This window comes from Spongiibacter sp. UBA1325 (genome assembly GCF_002306875.1).
Classification (GTDB): Bacteria; Pseudomonadota; Gammaproteobacteria; order Pseudomonadales; family Spongiibacteraceae; genus Spongiibacter; species Spongiibacter marinus.
Genome location: NZ_DBTD01000010.1, coordinates 301,930 through 320,197 on the forward strand (window position 1 = coordinate 301,930; position 18,268 = coordinate 320,197).

17 protein-coding genes are annotated in these 18,268 nt (G+C 56.0%); 4 read left to right on the forward strand and 13 right to left on the reverse strand.

Annotation, left to right across the window (positions count from 1 at the left end):
- Window positions 1-211: 211 nt before the first annotated feature.
- Window positions 212-2,353, reverse strand: coding sequence for an acetyl-CoA hydrolase/transferase C-terminal domain-containing protein (locus B3K78_RS13355; RefSeq protein ID WP_286695837.1), 2,142 nt, complete (start codon window positions 2,351-2,353; stop codon window positions 212-214).
- Window positions 2,354-2,419: 66 nt separating this feature from the next.
- Window positions 2,420-3,700 (reverse strand): NAD(P)/FAD-dependent oxidoreductase, encoded by a 1,281-nt coding sequence (locus tag B3K78_RS13360; protein ID WP_286695838.1) that lies wholly within the window; start codon window positions 3,698-3,700, stop codon window positions 2,420-2,422.
- A 106-nt stretch (window positions 3,701-3,806) separates the two neighbouring features.
- Here B3K78_RS13360 and B3K78_RS13365 point away from each other — a divergent pair, with 106 nt between their 5' ends.
- Window positions 3,807-4,211: a PilZ domain-containing protein gene (locus B3K78_RS13365; protein ID WP_286695839.1), complete on the forward strand. Its 405-nt coding sequence runs from the start codon at window positions 3,807-3,809 to the stop codon at window positions 4,209-4,211.
- 25 nt (window positions 4,212-4,236) lie between these two features.
- Here the strand turns inward: B3K78_RS13365 and B3K78_RS13370 are convergent, their stop codons facing one another.
- The 3 genes from B3K78_RS13370 to B3K78_RS13380 are packed head-to-tail and all read right to left on the reverse strand — an operon-like array spanning window position 4,237 to window position 5,565.
- Window positions 4,237-4,674, reverse strand: a complete 438-nt coding sequence (locus B3K78_RS13370; RefSeq protein ID WP_204995897.1) for a DUF2721 domain-containing protein — start codon at window positions 4,672-4,674, stop codon at window positions 4,237-4,239.
- A gap of 38 nt (window positions 4,675-4,712) precedes the next feature.
- Window positions 4,713-5,078 (reverse strand): Rieske (2Fe-2S) protein, encoded by a 366-nt coding sequence (locus B3K78_RS13375; protein ID WP_286695840.1) that lies wholly within the window; start codon window positions 5,076-5,078, stop codon window positions 4,713-4,715.
- A gap of 25 nt (window positions 5,079-5,103) precedes the next feature.
- Window positions 5,104-5,565 (reverse strand): Lrp/AsnC family transcriptional regulator, encoded by a 462-nt coding sequence (locus tag B3K78_RS13380; RefSeq protein ID WP_204995898.1) that lies wholly within the window; start codon window positions 5,563-5,565, stop codon window positions 5,104-5,106.
- Window positions 5,566-5,862: 297 nt separating this feature from the next.
- Here B3K78_RS13380 and leuA point away from each other — a divergent pair, with 297 nt between their 5' ends.
- Entirely contained in the window at window positions 5,863-7,542 is a 1,680-nt protein-coding gene (leuA, locus tag B3K78_RS13385) for a 2-isopropylmalate synthase (RefSeq protein WP_286695841.1), read from the forward strand.
- Window positions 7,543-7,588: 46 nt separating this feature from the next.
- Here the strand turns inward: leuA and B3K78_RS13390 are convergent, their stop codons facing one another.
- The 3 genes from B3K78_RS13390 to B3K78_RS13400 form a co-directional block, all read right to left on the reverse strand.
- On the reverse strand, window positions 7,589-8,680 hold the full coding sequence (locus tag B3K78_RS13390; protein WP_286695842.1) for an ATP-binding protein: 1,092 nt from the start codon (window positions 8,678-8,680) through the stop codon (window positions 7,589-7,591).
- A 15-nt stretch (window positions 8,681-8,695) separates the two neighbouring features.
- On the reverse strand, window positions 8,696-10,954 hold the full coding sequence (locus B3K78_RS13395) for an ATPase, T2SS/T4P/T4SS family (protein WP_286695843.1): 2,259 nt from the start codon (window positions 10,952-10,954) through the stop codon (window positions 8,696-8,698).
- A 95-nt stretch (window positions 10,955-11,049) separates the two neighbouring features.
- On the reverse strand, window positions 11,050-11,655 hold the full coding sequence (locus tag B3K78_RS13400; RefSeq protein ID WP_286695844.1) for a TetR/AcrR family transcriptional regulator: 606 nt from the start codon (window positions 11,653-11,655) through the stop codon (window positions 11,050-11,052).
- An 89-nt stretch (window positions 11,656-11,744) separates the two neighbouring features.
- Here B3K78_RS13400 and B3K78_RS13405 point away from each other — a divergent pair, with 89 nt between their 5' ends.
- Window positions 11,745-13,235, forward strand: coding sequence for an FAD-dependent oxidoreductase (locus B3K78_RS13405; RefSeq protein WP_286695845.1), 1,491 nt, complete (start codon window positions 11,745-11,747; stop codon window positions 13,233-13,235).
- Here the strand turns inward: B3K78_RS13405 and B3K78_RS13410 are convergent.
- Window positions 13,224-13,832: a TetR/AcrR family transcriptional regulator gene (locus tag B3K78_RS13410; RefSeq protein WP_286695846.1), complete on the reverse strand. Its 609-nt coding sequence runs from the start codon at window positions 13,830-13,832 to the stop codon at window positions 13,224-13,226. The genes B3K78_RS13405 and B3K78_RS13410 overlap by 12 nt on opposite strands.
- Before the next feature lie 35 nt (window positions 13,833-13,867).
- Complete coding sequence (locus B3K78_RS13415; RefSeq protein WP_286695847.1) at window positions 13,868-15,322, reverse strand: cytochrome P450; 1,455 nt, start codon at window positions 15,320-15,322, stop codon at window positions 13,868-13,870.
- A gap of 96 nt (window positions 15,323-15,418) precedes the next feature.
- Between B3K78_RS13415 and B3K78_RS13420 the strand changes: the two genes are divergently transcribed.
- A complete protein-coding gene (locus B3K78_RS13420; protein ID WP_286695848.1) occupies window positions 15,419-15,790 on the forward strand; it encodes a nuclear transport factor 2 family protein in 372 nt (123 codons plus the stop codon).
- Window positions 15,791-15,794: 4 nt separating this feature from the next.
- On the opposite strand, the gene B3K78_RS13425 is transcribed toward B3K78_RS13420, so the two are convergent.
- The 3 genes from B3K78_RS13425 to B3K78_RS13435 are packed head-to-tail and all read right to left on the reverse strand — an operon-like array spanning window position 15,795 to window position 18,234.
- The gene (locus B3K78_RS13425; protein WP_286695849.1) at window positions 15,795-16,802 is read right to left on the reverse strand and encodes a HupE/UreJ family protein; all 1,008 of its coding nucleotides are present in this window, start codon (window positions 16,800-16,802) and stop codon (window positions 15,795-15,797) included.
- On the reverse strand, window positions 16,799-17,743 hold the full coding sequence (locus B3K78_RS13430; protein WP_286695850.1) for a peptidylprolyl isomerase: 945 nt from the start codon (window positions 17,741-17,743) through the stop codon (window positions 16,799-16,801). Before B3K78_RS13430 ends, B3K78_RS13425 begins: the two co-directional genes overlap by 4 nt.
- On the reverse strand, window positions 17,740-18,234 hold the full coding sequence (locus B3K78_RS13435; protein ID WP_286695851.1) for a thioesterase family protein: 495 nt from the start codon (window positions 18,232-18,234) through the stop codon (window positions 17,740-17,742). The genes B3K78_RS13430 and B3K78_RS13435 overlap by 4 nt, the downstream gene beginning before the upstream one ends.
- Window positions 18,235-18,268: the final 34 nt, after the last annotated feature.

The window sequence follows — 18,268 nt, forward strand, 5'->3', positions numbered from 1 at the left end:
TATTGCTTTTCGCTGGGCCGTCGCAAACAAGAACTTATGTCGCGGCGTGCAATTCAGTAGCCTTCACACTAGCGAAAACAGACGGCGACAGCAGCAGGCATTTTCCCCTACCCCACTATCGCTAACGACTATATTTAGCCTCATTATCAATAACTTGCGGAGCTCGATGACCGACAAGCCAATTGTTCAAAATGTGAGCAGAGCCACAAATTCAATCGTCGACTGCCAGCAATAGTCGGCGCAAAAGGCGCTGTTTTAGCCCGCTTACCTGCTTCAGCGCGAGCAACTCTAACAGTTCATCTGAGGCACTATCTATCGGCGTTGACTGCAACAATGTGCGACATCGCTGCAAGGCACTCATATTCTTTACCTTGAGAAGCCGTTTAGCCGCTCGCAGCTCACCATCACTAAAATCGCAGCCCAGTGGGTACGGCGGACACAGACCCTGCTCTGCCGCACGGGCAATGATTGTCTGAATGCGCTGCGGCGTATTGCTGCGCTGCGACTCAGGCAATACAAAATCAGCGGGAAGCTTACCCGCTTGCTGCGCATAGCGGATCAACTCAGGCTGGAATCGACTATCGGCAATGGCAATAAGCGCCTCGGCTACCTCGCGATCTGACTTACCCCGCAAATCGGCAACACCGTACTCGGTAACAATAAGGTCCCGCAGGTGACGCGGAATAGTGCAGGCACCGTAGTGCGGCACAATATTCGACTCCGGGCCGGAAGCGCCCCGACGATGCGAGCGGATCATCAGCACAGAGCGCCCCGTTTGAAGTTGGTGGGCCATCGCGACGAAATTGTATTGCCCGCCGACACCGGAAATAACCTGGCCACTCTCCAAAGTATCGGAGGCGACGGCACCGTTTAAGCTCACATTCAATCCTGTGTTGATAAACCGTGCGTCCCGCCGCTGCGCACGGAATAGCCGTGGGTTCAGATCGAGTTGATTGATCTTATCGACACCGCACATCGCAAGCTGTCGACGGCGCTCCTCTGGTAGCGCGCGCAATCGAGCGTAAAAGTCTTCGCTGCCCAGAAAGAAGCCCCCGTGCAATACTTTGCCATTGCGCAACGCCCTTCCCAGACAGTGTTCGGCGATAAACCGCTGACTCGACGGGTTCGCCATATTCGCCGCGCAGGATTCACCACTTGCCGCGATCAGGCGGCCCTCGCGATAGCGGCAGTCATCCCGGAAAAAACCGTGGTACTGCAATACCTCAAAGTCCTTACCGCGTAGCTCTCGCACACCGACGTCTGCCATAGCGGTCAAACAGTCCGCCTGTAAATTGTCGGGCTGGCAACGCCCCTCGTTAATCAGCTGCTGCAACGCCCAGAAATCGTATACTTCGCGGCGCAAAATGTCGCTGTCGAACAGCGAAAGAAAACCCTCCACAAACATCTCGGTGGCGCCGTAAAGGCCGTGTTCAAACGGTAAACGCCCACCTACTTGATCGCTGAGCGAGGCGCTAACACCCAATTGCTTTAGCAGTTGCTGATAGCTGTCATTGCGCTGATCCCTGAGCATTAGCGACTGCACAATCGCATCACCCATACTGCCAATGCCCAGTTGAAGCGTTCCACCATCTTTAACCAAACTGCTGGCGATCAGCCCAATTGCATAGTCGGCAGCGGGAACCGGCTGCAAACGCGGTACCGCAAACAAGCCGTGCTGCTGGCTGTCATTGTTCAACAGATAGTCAAAGTGCTGTTCACTAACTTCGGCATCGCCAACCATAAAAGGCAGCTCGTCGTGTACCACGCCAATAGCGACAAATGGCTCAGCCTTTGCGCGCAATCGCTCTAGCAAGGCATTGGAGGTATCCGGGTTGCAACTCATACTCAGCCGACCATCGGCATGCCGGGCGAGCAACTGCATGACCACATTGCAACCGCGCTCACTGATATCACGAGCCGCATGGGTATAGTTGCTACTTACATAGTTTTGTTGCGCTATCGGATTACCAAGGCGGGCACCAGCCTTAAAATAAAACTCGTGCACCTGCACATTCGGCGGTAGCTCGCCGCGACGTTCAGCAGTGGTATACAAGGGCTCGCGATAACGGCGAAACAGGCGTTCAAATACCGGCGTTAATAAGCGCCCGCGTACCGGGTCATTCTCTTGCGGACGCTCCAGGGTAAGCGCTGTCATCACCGTAAGGGAAAGCTCAGGGTGCTTGCAGGCTTGTTGGTAAAACGCATCGACCAGGGCAACGGGCTTGCCCAAGCCCAGCGGTAGCGCCAGCGTTAATGTATTCCCCAAGCGCTGGCGCACCTGCTCAACGCACTCTGCTTCGGAGTGCAACCACTGCGCCTTACGGGCAGTGGCCTGCTCATGTTGTCCGTCCACTACGGCCTCCTGCTTGTCGTGTGCCTTCCTTTTTAGCACCCCGACGCAGCAGCGGCCAGCGCTACGTCAATGTAGTTTTAGGCGCGGGCGCCACAGTTTATTAAAACGCCCGGCGAGCAGCAGCATCGCCGTGCGGATCCAGCCATAAAGGGCAACTTGATGCATGCGGTACAAACTGATGTACATCATTCGCGCCAACCAGCCCTCTACAAATACCGAGCCGCCACGCAAACTTCCCATCAGGCTCCCTACCGCGGTGTAGTTGGAGAGCGATACCAGGGAACCATGGTCGCGGTAAGTAAAGGGTTTTAGCGCCTCGCCGGCAATTTGTCGCTGCAGGTTCCTGGACAGGTGTTTAGCCATTTGCTGGGCAGACTGCGCGCGCGGTGGCACAAATTTGTTTTCCGACATCTCACAGGCGCAACAGTCCCCAATGGCGAAAATACTGGGATCTTCGGTCTGCAAGGTGGACGAAACCATCAGCTGGTTGATGCGATTGTGCGCCAAACCGAGCTCCGCCAAAAACGATGGCGCCTTGATGCCGGCCGCCCAAACCCGGATATCCGCATCAATGCGCTGATCGTCAGCGGTAACAAAGCCTTCGGCATCAGCGCTTTTCACCTTGGTATTCAGGTGAACATTCACCCCCATTTTCTCCAGCTCAGATTTCACCGTCGCCGCCAGTGCCGGCTTAAGCACCGGCAACAAGCTGGGACCCGCCTCAATAACATCCACCCTCAGGCGACTGCGATCCAGTTGCTCATGTCCGTAAAGTTTCAACAAGGCAACGGCGTGATGAATCTCCGCCGCTAACTCAACGCCGGTTGCGCCGCCGCCAACAATGGCGATAGAAAGTGGCTCGGCGCGATGGTTGGCGCGCAAACACAGATCGAGAAAACGGTCGTGAAAGCGGTCCGCCTGCGCGCGGCTGTCCAGGAACAAGCAATGATCGCGCACACCGGGCGTGTTGAAATCGTTCCCGCGACTGCCCACTGCCAACACAAGATAATCGTAGTCCAGTCGTCGCTCAGGCAAGACTTCCTCGCCCGCTGCATTGCAATGAGGCGCCAACACCAACTGCTTGTTCTCCCTGTCCACGCTCTGCATCTTGCCCAAGGCAAAATGGTAGTGGTTACGCCGGGCATGGGCTCGATAATCCACCGCGTCTAAGTCTGCATCAATTGCGCCCGTGGCCACCTCGTGGAAGCGAGGTTTCCAGATATGGCTGGCAGAATTATCCACCAGCGTGATTTCTGCACGGCCCCGGCGCCCCAGTTTTTTACCCAGGCTACTTGCCAGCGGCAGGCCTCCGGCGCCACCTCCCACAATGACGATTTTGTCGGTCATAGATTTTCTCCAAATAATAAAAGTAAATAAATTCTGTAAACCGCTGTCGCACGCTGCCGGATACGGTTTCTGCTATGCTCATGCTCAGAGATGAAGGGAAAACGCAATGAGCGAACAAAAGCCGCCTAGCCAGCGACGGTATTTCCGGGTGCCCTACCCAGATAATGAACAGCCCCCCTTTCACGCGCACTCCGGTCAGCGCTACTCGGTCATTGATGTCTCAGAAAAGGGGCTAAAAATCGCGGCGGTCAATGAGCCCGACTTAGCCATCTCCACCCGGCTCAGCGGCGTCATTATCTTTCATGACGGAAAAACGCTGGAAGCTGAAGGTGTGGCTATTCGGCAAGACAGTGACGGTTTGGCAATTGCCCTCGACAAAAGCCTGGATGTTGGGCAGCTGTTTCGCGAACAAACCTATATTCGCAAACACTACCCAGTATTTATGCTGCAGAAGGTTAGCAAACAACACCAGGTTCCGCGGGCCGAAACGCCCGACGACAAAGACGCTTAAGCGACAGTAAAAAGCATTGGCGTCGTCACGGCCCGTTGAGGATCACTTTCATCGCCATTTGAATCTCTCGCAAGAAACTCAAAAGCGAAACAATAAGAAACAACATTGCCAACACAAACAGCGCGACGACAAACATGCCGCTATTCCATTCGCCCACCGCACTGATAAACAGCGTCGCAATCACCGTACACACCAGCAAGGCACTCACCGTGCCGTAGCCAATAGCGCGATTGACCACCCGAGCGCGCTTGGTGAGCACAACCAACTCAGCGTGTATTGTCTCAGATTTCTCCGGCCCGACCATCTCCAGCCTGGCGTGCAAATTACGCGACCGGTCAATAATCCTGGCTAAGCGATTGGTAAGCACATTTAATATTGCGCCGATGCCCGCCAGCAAAAATACCGGCGCAACCGCCTGCTGAATGGCATGGGTAATCGGGACAACGGAAATATCTACCGCCATTACTATCTCAAGCCCTTACACAAAAAGCACAACATACCTTACCCGCGCAGATACACCGCGCCATCAACACACTCGATATCAAAGGTATGTAAATCTTGCGGGGCTTTACCCAATGCAATCAGCTTATGACTCCATTTCGGCAGCTCTGCCCCAAAGAAAGAGTGCGTCCAATCCAGGTTCTCACCACTGAGCAAATCAAAGCGGCTACCGTGAAAAGGACAGGTAACGGCGCCGTCACAAATCGCCCCTTTCGCCAGCGGCAAGCCCAGGTGCGGGCAGCGGTTCTCGACAGCGGCGATTTGCCCGTTCACACGGGTTAGCAATACCTTTTTGCCATCGACTTCCCGCTTGAGAAATTCCCCGTCCTTCACCTCTTCAAGCGAAGCAATAAACTGACCGCCCATATCATCACCCCTTCGTCATTTTACGCTAAATAGGTAGCGCCGTTTTACTGATTGGCGACTTCATTACAAAGCTCGAGTGTACGCCGCTTACGCCTTCTATTCGAGTAATCTGTTCCAGCAACAGGGCCTGAAACCCGTCCATATCTTCGACGATCACTTTTAGCAGGTAGTCGGCATCCTGGCCGGTAATCAGGTGGCACTCCAATACTGCGTCGCAATTGGCCACTTTCTTCTCAAAATTCTCAAAGCGCTCAGGCGTGTGCTTGTCCATGCTGATATGGATGAAGGCCATCAACTTAAGTTGCAGTTGGCGGGCATTGAGCAGGGCCCGGTAACCTTCGATTAAGCCACTTTCCTCAAGGCGCCGCACCCGCCGCAAGCAGGGCGACGGCGACAAGCCAATATGATCAGCCAACTCCTGGTTACTAAGGCGCGCGTCATTCTGCAGGGCACTCAAAATTGCTCTGTCATAGCGATCTATATTCATAAAAACCACCAAATAACGATCAATAGCAATATTATTCCAAAATAAAAGCAATATTGGCAATAAAAAAGAATTTTCACCCCAAATTAACCAGCACTTCGCAATCGCCTGCCCTGCCGTTTTCCCTACACTGTTCCACGTAGCCCAACTACAGGAAGTTACCGCTTCCACCCACACCGAACGAGCCGCAACACCCCGCGACTCCGACGCGTTAAAAGGCCCACAAGGCTGAAAAAAAACAGCCCGCTACCCGCGGGCTAAAAAACAACTATGAGGCCAAGCCTCACGACAGGAACTGAGATGACTTTTGACCACAGCAAATACCGCCCCACCCCCACCATCGCCTTAGATGATCGACAGTGGCCAAGCCGCGTTATCGATCGCGCCCCCGATTGGTGTTCAGTTGATCTGCGCGATGGCAACCAAGCCCTGGTTGAACCGATGACCGTGCAACAAAAACTGCGTATGTGGGACTTGCTGGTCAAGCTCGGTTTTAAGGAAATTGAAGTTGGCTTTCCCTCTGCATCCCAGCCCGATTTCGACTTTGTACGCGCCTTGATAGAGGGGCAACGTATACCTGACGACGTCACTATCCAAATTTTGGTGCAGGCGCGCGAGAGCTTGATTGCTCGCAGCTTCGAAGCATTGGAGGGTGCCAAGCGCGCCATTGTCCATGTTTACAACTCCACCAGCCCCGTGCAGCGCGAACGGGTATTTGGTCTCGACAAAGCGGGTATTACAGCCATCGCCGTTCAAGGGGCGAAATGGGTTCGGGAATACGCTGAGCGCTACCCGCAAACCCAGTGGACCTTTCAATACTCACCCGAAAGTTTTAGCAGTACCGAAGTCGACTACGCCGTTGAGGTCTGCGATGCGGTTATCGCTCAGTGGCGTGACAGTGGTAAACCTCTCATCGTCAATTTGCCCGCGACCGTAGAATGCGCCACTCCCAATGTATTCGCCGACCAGGTCGAGTACTTCTGCCGCCACAGTCAGTACCGCGCAGACTACCGGGTGTCGATTCATACTCACAATGATCGCGGCTGCGGGGTTGCGGCTGCCGAACTGGCATTGATGGCAGGCGCCGACCGCATTGAGGGCACCTTGCTTGGCAATGGCGAGCGCACCGGCAATATGGATGTCGTCACTATGGCGATGAATCTGTATAGCCAGGGCATTGACCCCAAGCTGAACCTCTCCGATATGGACGAAATCATCTCGGTGGTTGAGCACTGCACAGCGATTCCCTTGCACCCCCGCCACCCTTACGCCGGTGAGTTGGTGTTCACGGCGTTCTCGGGCAGCCATCAAGATGCGATAAAAAAATGCCTCGCCCAGCAGGACAAAGATGCTCAGTGGGACGTTGCCTACTTGCCTATTGATCCGGCTGACCTGGGTCGCAACTACGAGGCTGTGATACGGATTAACAGTCAGTCTGGCAAGGGCGGTGTTGCCTGGGTGCTTGAGAACGACTACGGCCTGCATATGCCGCGCTGGCTGCAAATTGACGCCAGCCGGAAAGTACAGGCCGAAGCCGAGGCCCAATCGGGAGAGCTCAGTGCAGCCGAGATTTGGTCGGTCTTCGCCGCCAGTTACCTTCAGCCTGAGGGGCAGCAGTCACTGCAGAATTTCTCCATTAGTCAGGACAATGCCAGCCATCACGGCCACGACCGGCTTAAACTGGTCACCCATATCAACGGCCAAGCGGTTTCCCTGGAAGGTGAAGGCGATGGCGCGATCAGTGCTCTGACCGATGCCTGGCAACAGCGCTATGGCGACGCGGTGGAAGTGATCGACTACAGCGAGCACGCCCTGAAATCAGGCACTGCGTCAGAAGCGATAGCCTACGTGTTGCTGAGCATTAACAAGCAGCGCTATATCGGCGTGGCGGTGAACAACGATGTGGTGAGTGCGTCCTTACACGCCGTTATCAACGCCGCAGCGCAAAGCCAATATGCCGAGCAGCTAAAAGCAAGCTAAACGCTGCCGCCACCGAGCACGGGAGCGGTGAGCGGTGGTGGCTCGATCAATCTTTTAGTAAATGGCGCTGTTCATACAGCGCCTGCCAGTGACTGCCCTGCTTGTTCACCACTTCTGTTTCAAAGTAATGGCGCACGCGCCGCCGGTCTTGCGGATTGTCCTTTAGCGCCGCGCCCAGCAGGAAGTGGATCAAGTCGGCTGGTTGCATGACGCCATCGCGGTAGTAATAGGCGTATACCGCCATTGCATGCAACACCGAAACCGCTTCCGCGGTGGACATTACCGCCGCCGCGAGACGGTCAGTACTGCGGCCACTCAGGGTTTGACCGTTGCGAAGTTCATGAAATACCGTTACCAGCATCTCGACGATCATCGGCTCGATGTCCATCGAGACACCACTGCCGCGAAGTAATTTCCCCGCCTCGCGCTGGACAACATCCATTTCATCGGCAAGGTCATTAATCGCCGCGATGGTCTCAAAATTCATCCGGCGTTTCAGTGCCGCACTCATATCAAACAGGCCGCGATCCAGAGAGTTAGAGCTGGCGATAATATTGAAACCCTCGCGCGCATAGAGCGTCGCATCCTCTCCTTCCAGTTCGGGAATCTGCATTTGACGCTCAGACATTACCGATAGGATGGCGTCTTGCACCGCCTGCGGGCAACGCGCCAATTCATCAAAGCGCACCAATTGCCCGGCTGCCATCCCGCGATAAATAGGCCCTGGAATCAAGGCCTCACGACACGGCCCATCGCGCCGCAAAATGGCCTGATTCCAATCGTAGAGTAGCTGGCGGTAATCAGAGATCGCACCGCCCTGAATCGTTAGTTTGGAATGGCCAGAGATGGCACAGGCCAATAGCTCTGACAACCAAGACTTAGCCGTGCCCGGCTCGCCAATCAACATGACTCCTCGGTTGGTGGCCAACGAAATAATCACGCGGCTAAGCAGCGCCTGGGGCGCGACAAACTTACGCTCGATACCTAACTCGGCATCTCCCATTATAAATTGCTCAACGGCGTAGGGAGACAGGCACCAACCGGGCGGTACCGGTTCCTGATCCCGCTGCTTTAACAGCGCAAGCTCATCGCGGTAGGCATCCTCTGCCGCCGGGCGTTGAATTGATTTTTCAGTCATTGCTGGTCCTCGCAATTAGCGTTGCCACTGGCCGCGCTTCTCCGGTGCCATACGCTCCTCCGGCAAAATACGGGGTAATTCAGACAAAGGGATGTTGCCGGCAATTACGTGGTCGAGAGCGGAGTCACGCATCGTGATTAACCCTGAATCCAGCGCCTGAGCACGCAGCTCACCCACAGGACGACCGCGGGAAATACTGTCGCGCAGCTCAGCGTTCAGTTGTAAATACTCGACCACTGCCACCCGCCCGTGCGTGCCACTGCCATGACAGCGCTCACAACCTTTGCCTTTGTAGCTACGAAAGTGCTTGGGCGCGTCGCCGGGAAAGAGTTCCTTGAGTATGTCCGGCTCGGGCTCCGCCTCGTATTTACAATGCGGGCAAATACGTTTCGCCAGGCGCTGGGCAATCACTGCGAGCAACTCGCTGGCCAGCGAGTTGGGGTGCACATTGAGATCAAATAAACGCTGAACGGCATCAATGGCATCGTTGCAATGCAGTGTGGACAGGACAATATGCCCCGTCTGCGAAGCGCGTATCGACTCCAGCGCCGTCTCGTGGTCGCGAATTTCCCCAACGAGAATGACGTCCGGATCCTGACGCACAAAGGAGCGCATCGCATCGGCGAAACTGAAACCGATCTCGGGCCGCACACGCGTCTGCTGAATGTCGTCAATGGAGTACTCGATGGGGTCTTCCACGGTAATGACTTTTCGCCGCGCATCGTCGGCAAGCATCTGCAGGCCAGCATTTAAGGTAGTGCTTTTACCCGACCCGGTTGGCCCCACCACCAACACCAAACCTGCGGGGTTGTTCAGCAAGCGGCGATAGTGCCCTGCCACCAGCGGCGACATCCCCAAACTGTCGATGCTGATCAGCGGCGAATTTTGCGGCAACAAACGGATAACCACGTGCTCGCCGTGCAGCGAAGGCTGCACCTGAACCCGCAAATCGAAACGCGCATCCCCTACTCGCACCTGCGACCGACCGCCCTGGGGCAAACGCCGCTCGGCAATATTCATTTCGGCGCGAAGTTTCACCACATTGACTAAACCGCGATAGCCCGCAGCACTAATCTGGTAGTGGTGCAAATCACGCAGCTCGCCGTCCACCCGCAGCCGTACCCGCACCCGGTCTCGGTATTTTTCTAAGTGAATATCACTGGCGCGGTCCGCGACAGCGTCAAGCAGCAGCGCCTCATAGACGGCGACCAGGCGCGCATCAGGTTCACCGGTTTCGCTGTCCAGTAGGTCTTTATCGGTCTTGTCGTCAGACGGTCGTTCTTGCTCACCAGCATCTTTCCCCCCTTTTGCGCCGCGTGTTAGCGAGCTCCACAAGCGTCGATAATCAACGGGGGTAACCAGTATTTTCTCGATTTTTAACTCGGGAAAAACCAGCTGAATTTCGCGCATCGAGGTGCCTGGCCGTGTGCAGGCAACCAGCAAACGCCCGCGCTCAACACACAGGGGAATGGCCTGCAAATTATCCAGAAATGCCTGTGAAAACCGCGAAAAAACCCGGGGATCAACTTTACTGAGCAGTTGCTCCATACTTTGCAACGGCAGGCCGCACTGCTTCGCCATTGAGCGGTATAGCTTTAATTCATCAAGGTGTTGCAGCTTGCTGATTTCATCGACAATCAAGCTGTTATTTTTTTCCGCCTGCGCCCTCGCCTGTGCCAGCACCTCAGGCGTTACCATGCCGAGCTCGACAAATATCTGGTCTTCTGTCGGAGCGATATCGACATAGCCATGTTCGGTGCGCGCGATTTTATGATGTCCCCGGTTCTGGTACTTCACCAGCACCAACCGCGAGGCTTCACCCATTTCCATGCAGAGAAACTGGCCACGCTCAGCGAGCTGCTCCCACAGGGATTCACGTTCAGTAATCGCCGGCGTTGACACCCAAATTACATCAAAAGGGCCGTCCTCAGGCGCCCCGGCACTGGCGTCGCCAACGCGCAGTTCAACATTGCTCGCATCTAACGCAACCAACTTCTGTTTAGCAATCTCGGCCAGCGCTGGATTGCTTTCGATAGCAATCACGCGATCGGCAATCTGGGCCAACACCGCCGTGGCATATCCCACACCCGCCCCCAGATGAAGCACGCGGGCCTTTTCCGGCAGGGTGAGCAAGGCTAAGCTGCGGGCAACCAGGTCTTTTGGGGGGATGCTGCGCCCGACAACCAGGTCAGCTTGACTGTTATTGACGAAATGCCGGCGATCCACTCCGGCAATGGCGCGCTCATACCAAGGCTGATTTAGCTCGGTGGACATACCGCTATCCTTTGCTGGCAAACAAACTCCCAGACACTAATAACAGAATGCTTTGGTGGTGGCTATTCGCAATAGAACGTGAATTCGCAGATCCGCTATGGCGCCGACAAACCCGCCACCAAAAACTGCTGTAACTCATCAAACAACATGGCCATATCGTCCGCCACCTCATCACCACCAAAGGGGCTGGGGAAGTGTACGCAAGACAGTGTATTGAGCATCGCTTCCACAGCGAAGCCATAGCGGAGTCGGCACTGCAGCAATGACAGATCCGGGCGCTGTTGCGCGAGCATGGCAATCAGCGCATTGGCTGGCGACAGGAATTCATCCAGCAAAGGAAGCTCTTCCGACTGCTCGGCGTACACCCGGGCAATCACCCTGGCATACTGCCGCCCTGCGATGGCGTCTTCCGACAACACCTCGCGCAGCGGCGCAAGCAAGGTCCGAACAATATCGTCGATGGTGACCTTGGGCGCAGTGGCCAATTGTCGTAGCTGCCCTTCTCGCTCGGCCTTGGGTCGCATGCGGCTGCGAAGCACCGCATCGATCAACGCCCCCTTGTTTTTAAAGTGATAGTGAACGGCCGCAGCGCTCAGACCCGCCGCCTCATTGACCTCCCGCAGCGACACCGACAGACCACGCTCGGCAAACAGCTCGGTGGCAACAGCAATAATGTGATTTCGTGATGACGGCTTAGCCATGGGGCGCTCTTTTGACTCGACATTAATACTTATCAAATGATAAGTTAAAATTATCGACGTCACAAACAACAATAATGAGGCCCTGAAAGATGGCAGCGAACGCCCGCATACACCCAATTGAATCCGTTACTCACTTTGATATCACCACCGACGTGTTAATTTGCGGCTACGGCGGCGCTGGCGCTGCCGCGGCCCTTGAGGCTGCCGCGGCCGGCGCGAAGGTCTGTATTATTGAACGCGCCAGCGCCGGTGGCGGTGCCACCGCGTTATCCAGCTGCGAAATGTATCTCGGCGGCAGTGGCGGCACCGCGCTGCAGAAAGACCTGGGCATACACGACAGTACTGAAAACCTGCTCGCTTACCTACACGAAGCGCTGGGCCCCTACGGCGACAGCGAAAAAATTCGCTGCTACGCCGAGGGCGCGGCCGCTCACTTCGACTGGGTGGAGTCACTGGGTGTTAGCTATAAGCGTGCGGTAATGCATGAGCGCACCGTGGTGCCACTCAGCGACGAATCGCTGCTGTTTACCGGCAATGAAAAATCTCACCCCTTCAATACCATCGCTGAGCCAGTGCCGCGTGGCCACGTCCCCTCAAAGGAAGGTGACGAAGGCGGCAAAATTTTTATGGATGCAATTATGCAGCGCGTTGATGAAGCGGGAGTGGACGTTGTTAACGACTGCCGGGCACTGGCACTGCTGGCGGACAATACGGGGCGAATCTGTGGCGTTATCGCGAAACACGATAACCGCGAAATCGCGATCCGCGCCACGCGCGGGGTGGTGTTGACCACCGGCGGCTTTGTTATGAATGAGGCGATGACCCGCCAATATCTGCCAGAGATTCATCAATACGCGGTGCCCTACGGCAATAGCTATGATATGGGCGACGGTATCCAGCTGGGGCTCGCGGCGGGTGGCCAAGCCATCAATATGGATCAGGCCTTCATGTCGTTCCCACTCTACCCACCCGCCAAGCTTACCTACGGCCTGCTGCTCAACCAGCGTGGTCAGCGTTACATCAATGAAGATGCCTACCTAGCCCGATTGGCGCATTACTCCTGCCAGCAGCCTGAGCAAAAATTCTATTTACTTGTGCAGGAAGAGGACTACGAGGCCTCACATTACCTGGAGCGTGCACCGCTGATCGCCAGCGGTAACAGCATCGCTGAGGTGGCATCAGAAGCCCCCTTCCCCCCCGGCGCGCTGGAAGATACCGTCGACTATTTTAATCGACATGCCAGTGAAGGGCGCGACCCGCTCTTCCACAAAACCTCCGAATGGCTAAAGCCGCTCAGTAAACCGCCTTACGCCCTGCTGGAGTATTCCGCCAGTGAAATGCGCGCAATCATTATGCCGGGCACCAATGGCCCGCTAATCTTTACGCTCGGCGGCTTAAAAACACGTTGTAATGGCGAAGTACTCGATGTCGACAACCAGGCGATCCCCGGCCTCTTCGCCGCAGGCCGTGCAACCGCGGGCCTGCCGCGCACCGCAAAGGGATACGCCAGCGGCATGTCGGTGGGTGATGCGACATTCTTCGGTCGACTGGCGGGCAGGCAGGCGGCATTAAGCCAGTAATTGGTGGCGAACCCCCTCAATCAACAGGGGTAAGGATATGTCGATGGGCTCCTGAGCAACCGCATTTGCCAAGCCTGTAAAGATCTCCGGCGACAGTGCCTCAGGCATCGCCGCCGCAGCCTCGCCCTGTTGCCAATGACCGGCATGCAAAGAGGTCCGCATACACACAGCGCCGACGACGAGCTGAATAGTCGCCATATAGACCCTCACCGAGGCATCTGTCGCCAATCCACTTTCCGCCAGCTTGGCGGCAAAGCGTTCTGTCACCCGGAGCGCGTTGCCGCCAAGGCGCAACTTTCCCAGCCAGGGCACCCAGGACATTTCGCTACACAGCGCCTGGTACATGCCCCGCGCGCTCACAGTCAGCCATTCATCCCAGGGCAATTGGTCATCGGGCAGCACCTCCGCGCGAGCGATAAATTCTTCAAAGGCGGCCCCCAGCAACTCATCTTTATTCGCAAAATGCTTGTACATCGCCATTGCGGAAACCCCCAGCTGACTGGCAACGCGGCGCATCGATAATTTATCAACGCCAACATCGGCAATCACGTCTAGCGCAGCATCCACAAAACGCTGGCGATTCAAACTGCCACTCATATCACCTCGACTTATCTTATTTGTAGCCAACACAACTATGCCGCTCCGGCGTGGTCACGACGCTCGGCTCCTCCACCACCGCCAGCGAGCCCGCGCTTAGCGGTAAAGCGGATCGGCAAGCACTGCAATGTGCGTGCAAACATCGACGCCACATAGGGGGATGGTCCCGCCAGGGATAGGTTTTCGGTGCGCAGCAGAAACTCACGCAATACGATACGAATTTCCGTGCGCGCCAGCTCGCGACCAATGCAGGCGTGTATACCGTGACCAAATGTCAGGTGTTTTTTGCCGTTACTGCGGTCAAGACGAATGTCATCGGGCGCCGTGAATACGCGCTCGTCGCGATTCCCCGCCGCCCACATTAGAAACACCCGGCTGTCGGCGGGCAAGTGTACACCGTGCAATTGCGTCGCGCTCTTGGTCCAACGAAAATGCCCCTGAAAGGCCGCTTCAAGGCGAAAGACCTCTTCGATAAAGACCGGCAGTAAGCCATCCAAATCCTCGCGCAGCTGCGTCTGGATTTCGGGGTTTTCAATTAACAGTTTCAGCGCATTTCCCATACTGGTCGCGGAAGAGTCCGACCCGGCGATCAGCAGCTGCATTACTGCGGAAACCGCGGTGTGCCCAGCCATCACCGCATCTTCGCCCGTGGCCGCCTGCACAAACACCGCGCTAAGATCATCGCGTGGCCGCCGCTTGGCCAGTATAAATTGCTGCCAGCAATAGCGATAAAACACCACCAGCTCTGCCTGACTGCGGGCTAGCGCCGCCCCCTGAGCGATACCGCTTTGTGTGGCAATACCGTGCACACACCAGTCTTTTATTTTTTCATAGTCTGCTTCGGGAAAGCCCAGCATGCGAATGATCAGTCGCATGGGCAACCGCCAGGCGAAGTCGCGCATAAACTCAAGTTCCCCCCTGTCGATGACCGCATCCATCATTTCCCGACAAAGCGCCGCCACCTCGTCTTCCATGGCCTTGACCACCCGCGCATTTAAACCGCGATGCCCGGCCTTGCGCTCGGCGGTATGGGCCGGCGGATCAGACAGCGCCAACACGTCGCTGGGTATCACTCCCATCATTTCAAGGGGGCGCAACTTCGCCGCCACGCGCTCGACACTGTGTCCAGGCTTTAGCCCTGCAATCACGCCCTGATGGGTAGACGAAAAAACGTCGGTGTTCCGGCTAACCTCAACAATATCCTGATACCGGGATAGGCAGTAAATGCCATTGGGCAACTGGTAAACCGGGTAGTCGTCGCGCAGCATTTTGTAAAAGGCATAGGGGTTCTGAAAACAGGCGTCTTCCAGCGGCCGAAAATCTTCCGGGCGCGTGGGCTGCCCCACGGCGATATTTCCCGTGGCGGTCTCGGCGCCCGGGCTGTCAACTCGCTTTGTGCGACGGGTATAGCGTCGCGCCGATAACCGCATTCCCCGCTCAATGAGGTGAGAAAGTAAACGGCGGCGACTGTGGTAAAACGGACGATTCATAGCAGAGCCTCAGCAAGCTTCATTGCAGGTACTGGTAAAACTACCCGAGCAAGCTTACACTGTAAACCAGAAAATAATAACGGCGAGACACAAGCAATGAACGACAAGAATCAGCAAATAATCGACCAGTTTATGCAGGCGTGGAACCAGCGAAATCTCGAACAGATCATGGGTTTCTTTCACGAGGACGCCGAATACTGCAACATTCCTATGGGACCGCCACACATTGGCAAAGCCGCCATACGCGAATTTATCGAGGGTTTTCTCAACAGCCTGGAAGACATTGAATTCATTGTGCACCACCAGCTTTGCGATGACGCAAATGGCGTTGTCATGAATGAACGCACAGACCGAATAAACCTAGCAGGCAAGGCCATTGACCTGCCTGTTATGGGGGTATTTCTATTGCGCGACGGGTTAATTCAGCAGTGGCGGGACTACTTTGATATGGCGCCCTTCAGCAGCTGAGTGCTTACATGGCGGCGCGGCTAAGCTCTGCCGCGAGGCTAACGCCGCGATCCAGGCACCAGAATACCGATATCGCACCCATGCTGTATATCAGCGCATAGCGCAATGGCGGCTCCCAGCGCGAAACCGAGCGCAGGGCCGCCAGCACCGCGGCCAGTGCTGCAACAAAGGCTAACTGCCCGAGCTCAATGCCAATATTAAAGGCCAACACCGCCTTGAGCAGGTGTCCGCTGGGCAGCCCCAGTTCCGCCAATACGCCGGCAAAGCCCAGCCCGTGCACCAAACCGAACAGCAGCGCCATCGGCCAGGGGTAGCGGCGCAAAATACCGCCAGCGCGGCCAGATGCCGGGCGCGTTAATTCCAGGGCCAACAGTAAAATCGTTGCCGCGATAGCCAACTCCACCAAGGCCGGCCAATGCGGCAACACGTCGATGCTCACCAGCACCAAGGTGATACTGTGCCCGACCGTAAACGCGGTAATGGTCAACAACAGCAGGCGCCATGTGCTAACCAGTAACAGCAGCCCCGCTACAAATAATAAATGATCCAAACCAATTAAGATGTGGCTGAAACCCAGGCCCAAATACTGTGTAAAGACGCTACCCTGCGATGCTTTTTCGGCAAATTCAAAGCGCGGGGCGTCCGCCGTTAGGAGTGTTTCGAATAGCTCACCGCGTTCATTCTGAACACGCAATAAGGCCGTTGTACGACTCTGCTGCAAGCCAGTGATGGCGATGCTCTGCCCAGACAAGGGGCTTGAACAATGCAGTTCCCAGCGCCACTCCAGGGCCGTTCCCTGAGGCGAAATATTCGGCGCTGAAGGTGAACACGCAGCGGGAAACTGCGGCTGCGGCGGTCGCTGTGCGTCAGCTGGCGTGCGAAACAGCACCTGATATTCAGCATTGCCTACTGCGCGAAATTCCAGCAACGACGGCGCTAATTTATGTGCCCAGCTCGCCCCAGCAAACAGCATTAGTCCCGCCAGGAGTGATAGGCGCCAAAATACATTCATGGGCTGCGCACTCGGTAACGTTGGCGTAATTGCTCTATGAAGCCCTGGAGATTGTCTGCGCGCTGCTGTTGTAACAGCTCCTCGCGCAGCGGCGACCTAACGCTGTCAAATGCGCGCTCAGTAGCAGGATGAAAGCCCGTTATCTTAACCAGATGTAAACCATACGCCGAGGCAACGGGGCCCTGCCAATGCGAGGACTGCAACGACGCTGCTGAGTGCTGCTGCATCCACTGGGAAAAAGATTCACCAAAACTGCGCTCCAGGTGGTATGCCGAGACTTGAGACATCTCAGAGCCCAGCAGAAAGCTATCCCCCTGTGAGAGAGCCGCTGTATCACTGAGTGCCCCACTACGTAGCCGTTGGAGTAGGTCTTCGGCCCGCTGTTGCATACCTCGTTTGTCTGCACTGATAAAAATATGCTGGAAGCTATAACTCGGTTCACCGCTCCAGCGCGCTCTATCGGCCTCGTAAGCAGCCCTCAGCTGGGCTTCCGTTGGCGCTGTTAACGCTCCGGAAGCGCTGCCGAGTGCTTCCATGCGCTGTATTAAACGGCGCCGAATCACTTCGTCACCGCGATGGAGCTCCAAGGACAACGCCGTATTCATCTGCTGCTCAGCGCTGCCGTCCATCCCCAGGAAAGCCGCGTTGCGCAATAGCCGTTGTTTGACAACAGGGTCGCTCAAATGCAGCTCTCGGCGCAGGGCTTCACTAAACAATATGCGTTGGTCGATTTCATGTTGACGCAGCGCCGCGTGCTGCGCCGGGGAAAGCGGTCGCCCCTGCAGTGTTTCGACTTGCACAGCAGCATCGATCAAAAACGCCGCATCGGGCGCCGTAATTTGATAAGCGGCGTATTGCAGCCGCCACCGCTCTGCCGCATACAACAGGCAACCCAGCACAAGAAAATGTATCAGCGGACGCCGATACCAAGGCTTGATCATTCGCCATCCAACCAGGTATTTCGCGGCGGCCGCAATTGACTACCAATATTTAGCGGCAGCGGCTGCGCCAGATTTTCGCGGACTTGCTTACGCAAAAAGCGCTGCAGCGATTCGGGCATGTCTGCTGAGCGCCGCGCTTGTAAGTCGATATGAATGTCCACTTGCTCAGATGTGGCGCTGCGGCATTGCCGGCTGCAGTTATACAGCTCGTGGAAGAAATGCAGACGCTTATTATCGACCGCCAGCAGCCAACACCGCACCTCCAGCTGGTCGCCCAACCCGGCCTCACGCTCATAGCGCATATGGCTTTCCAGCACGGCTTTGCCACACCGGGCCCGCTCGACATACTCCTCATTAAAGCCTAGCCATTCACTGTGCGCGGCGTGCGCCTCGTAGATCACCAAACCAAAGTGCGTCGCATTCATATGGCCGTTTACATCGATCCACTCAGGCTTTACCGCTCCGCGATAACCAATATAGGGCTGATTCATTTTCACTCCCTGGGCTCAATCAAATATTGGCAAC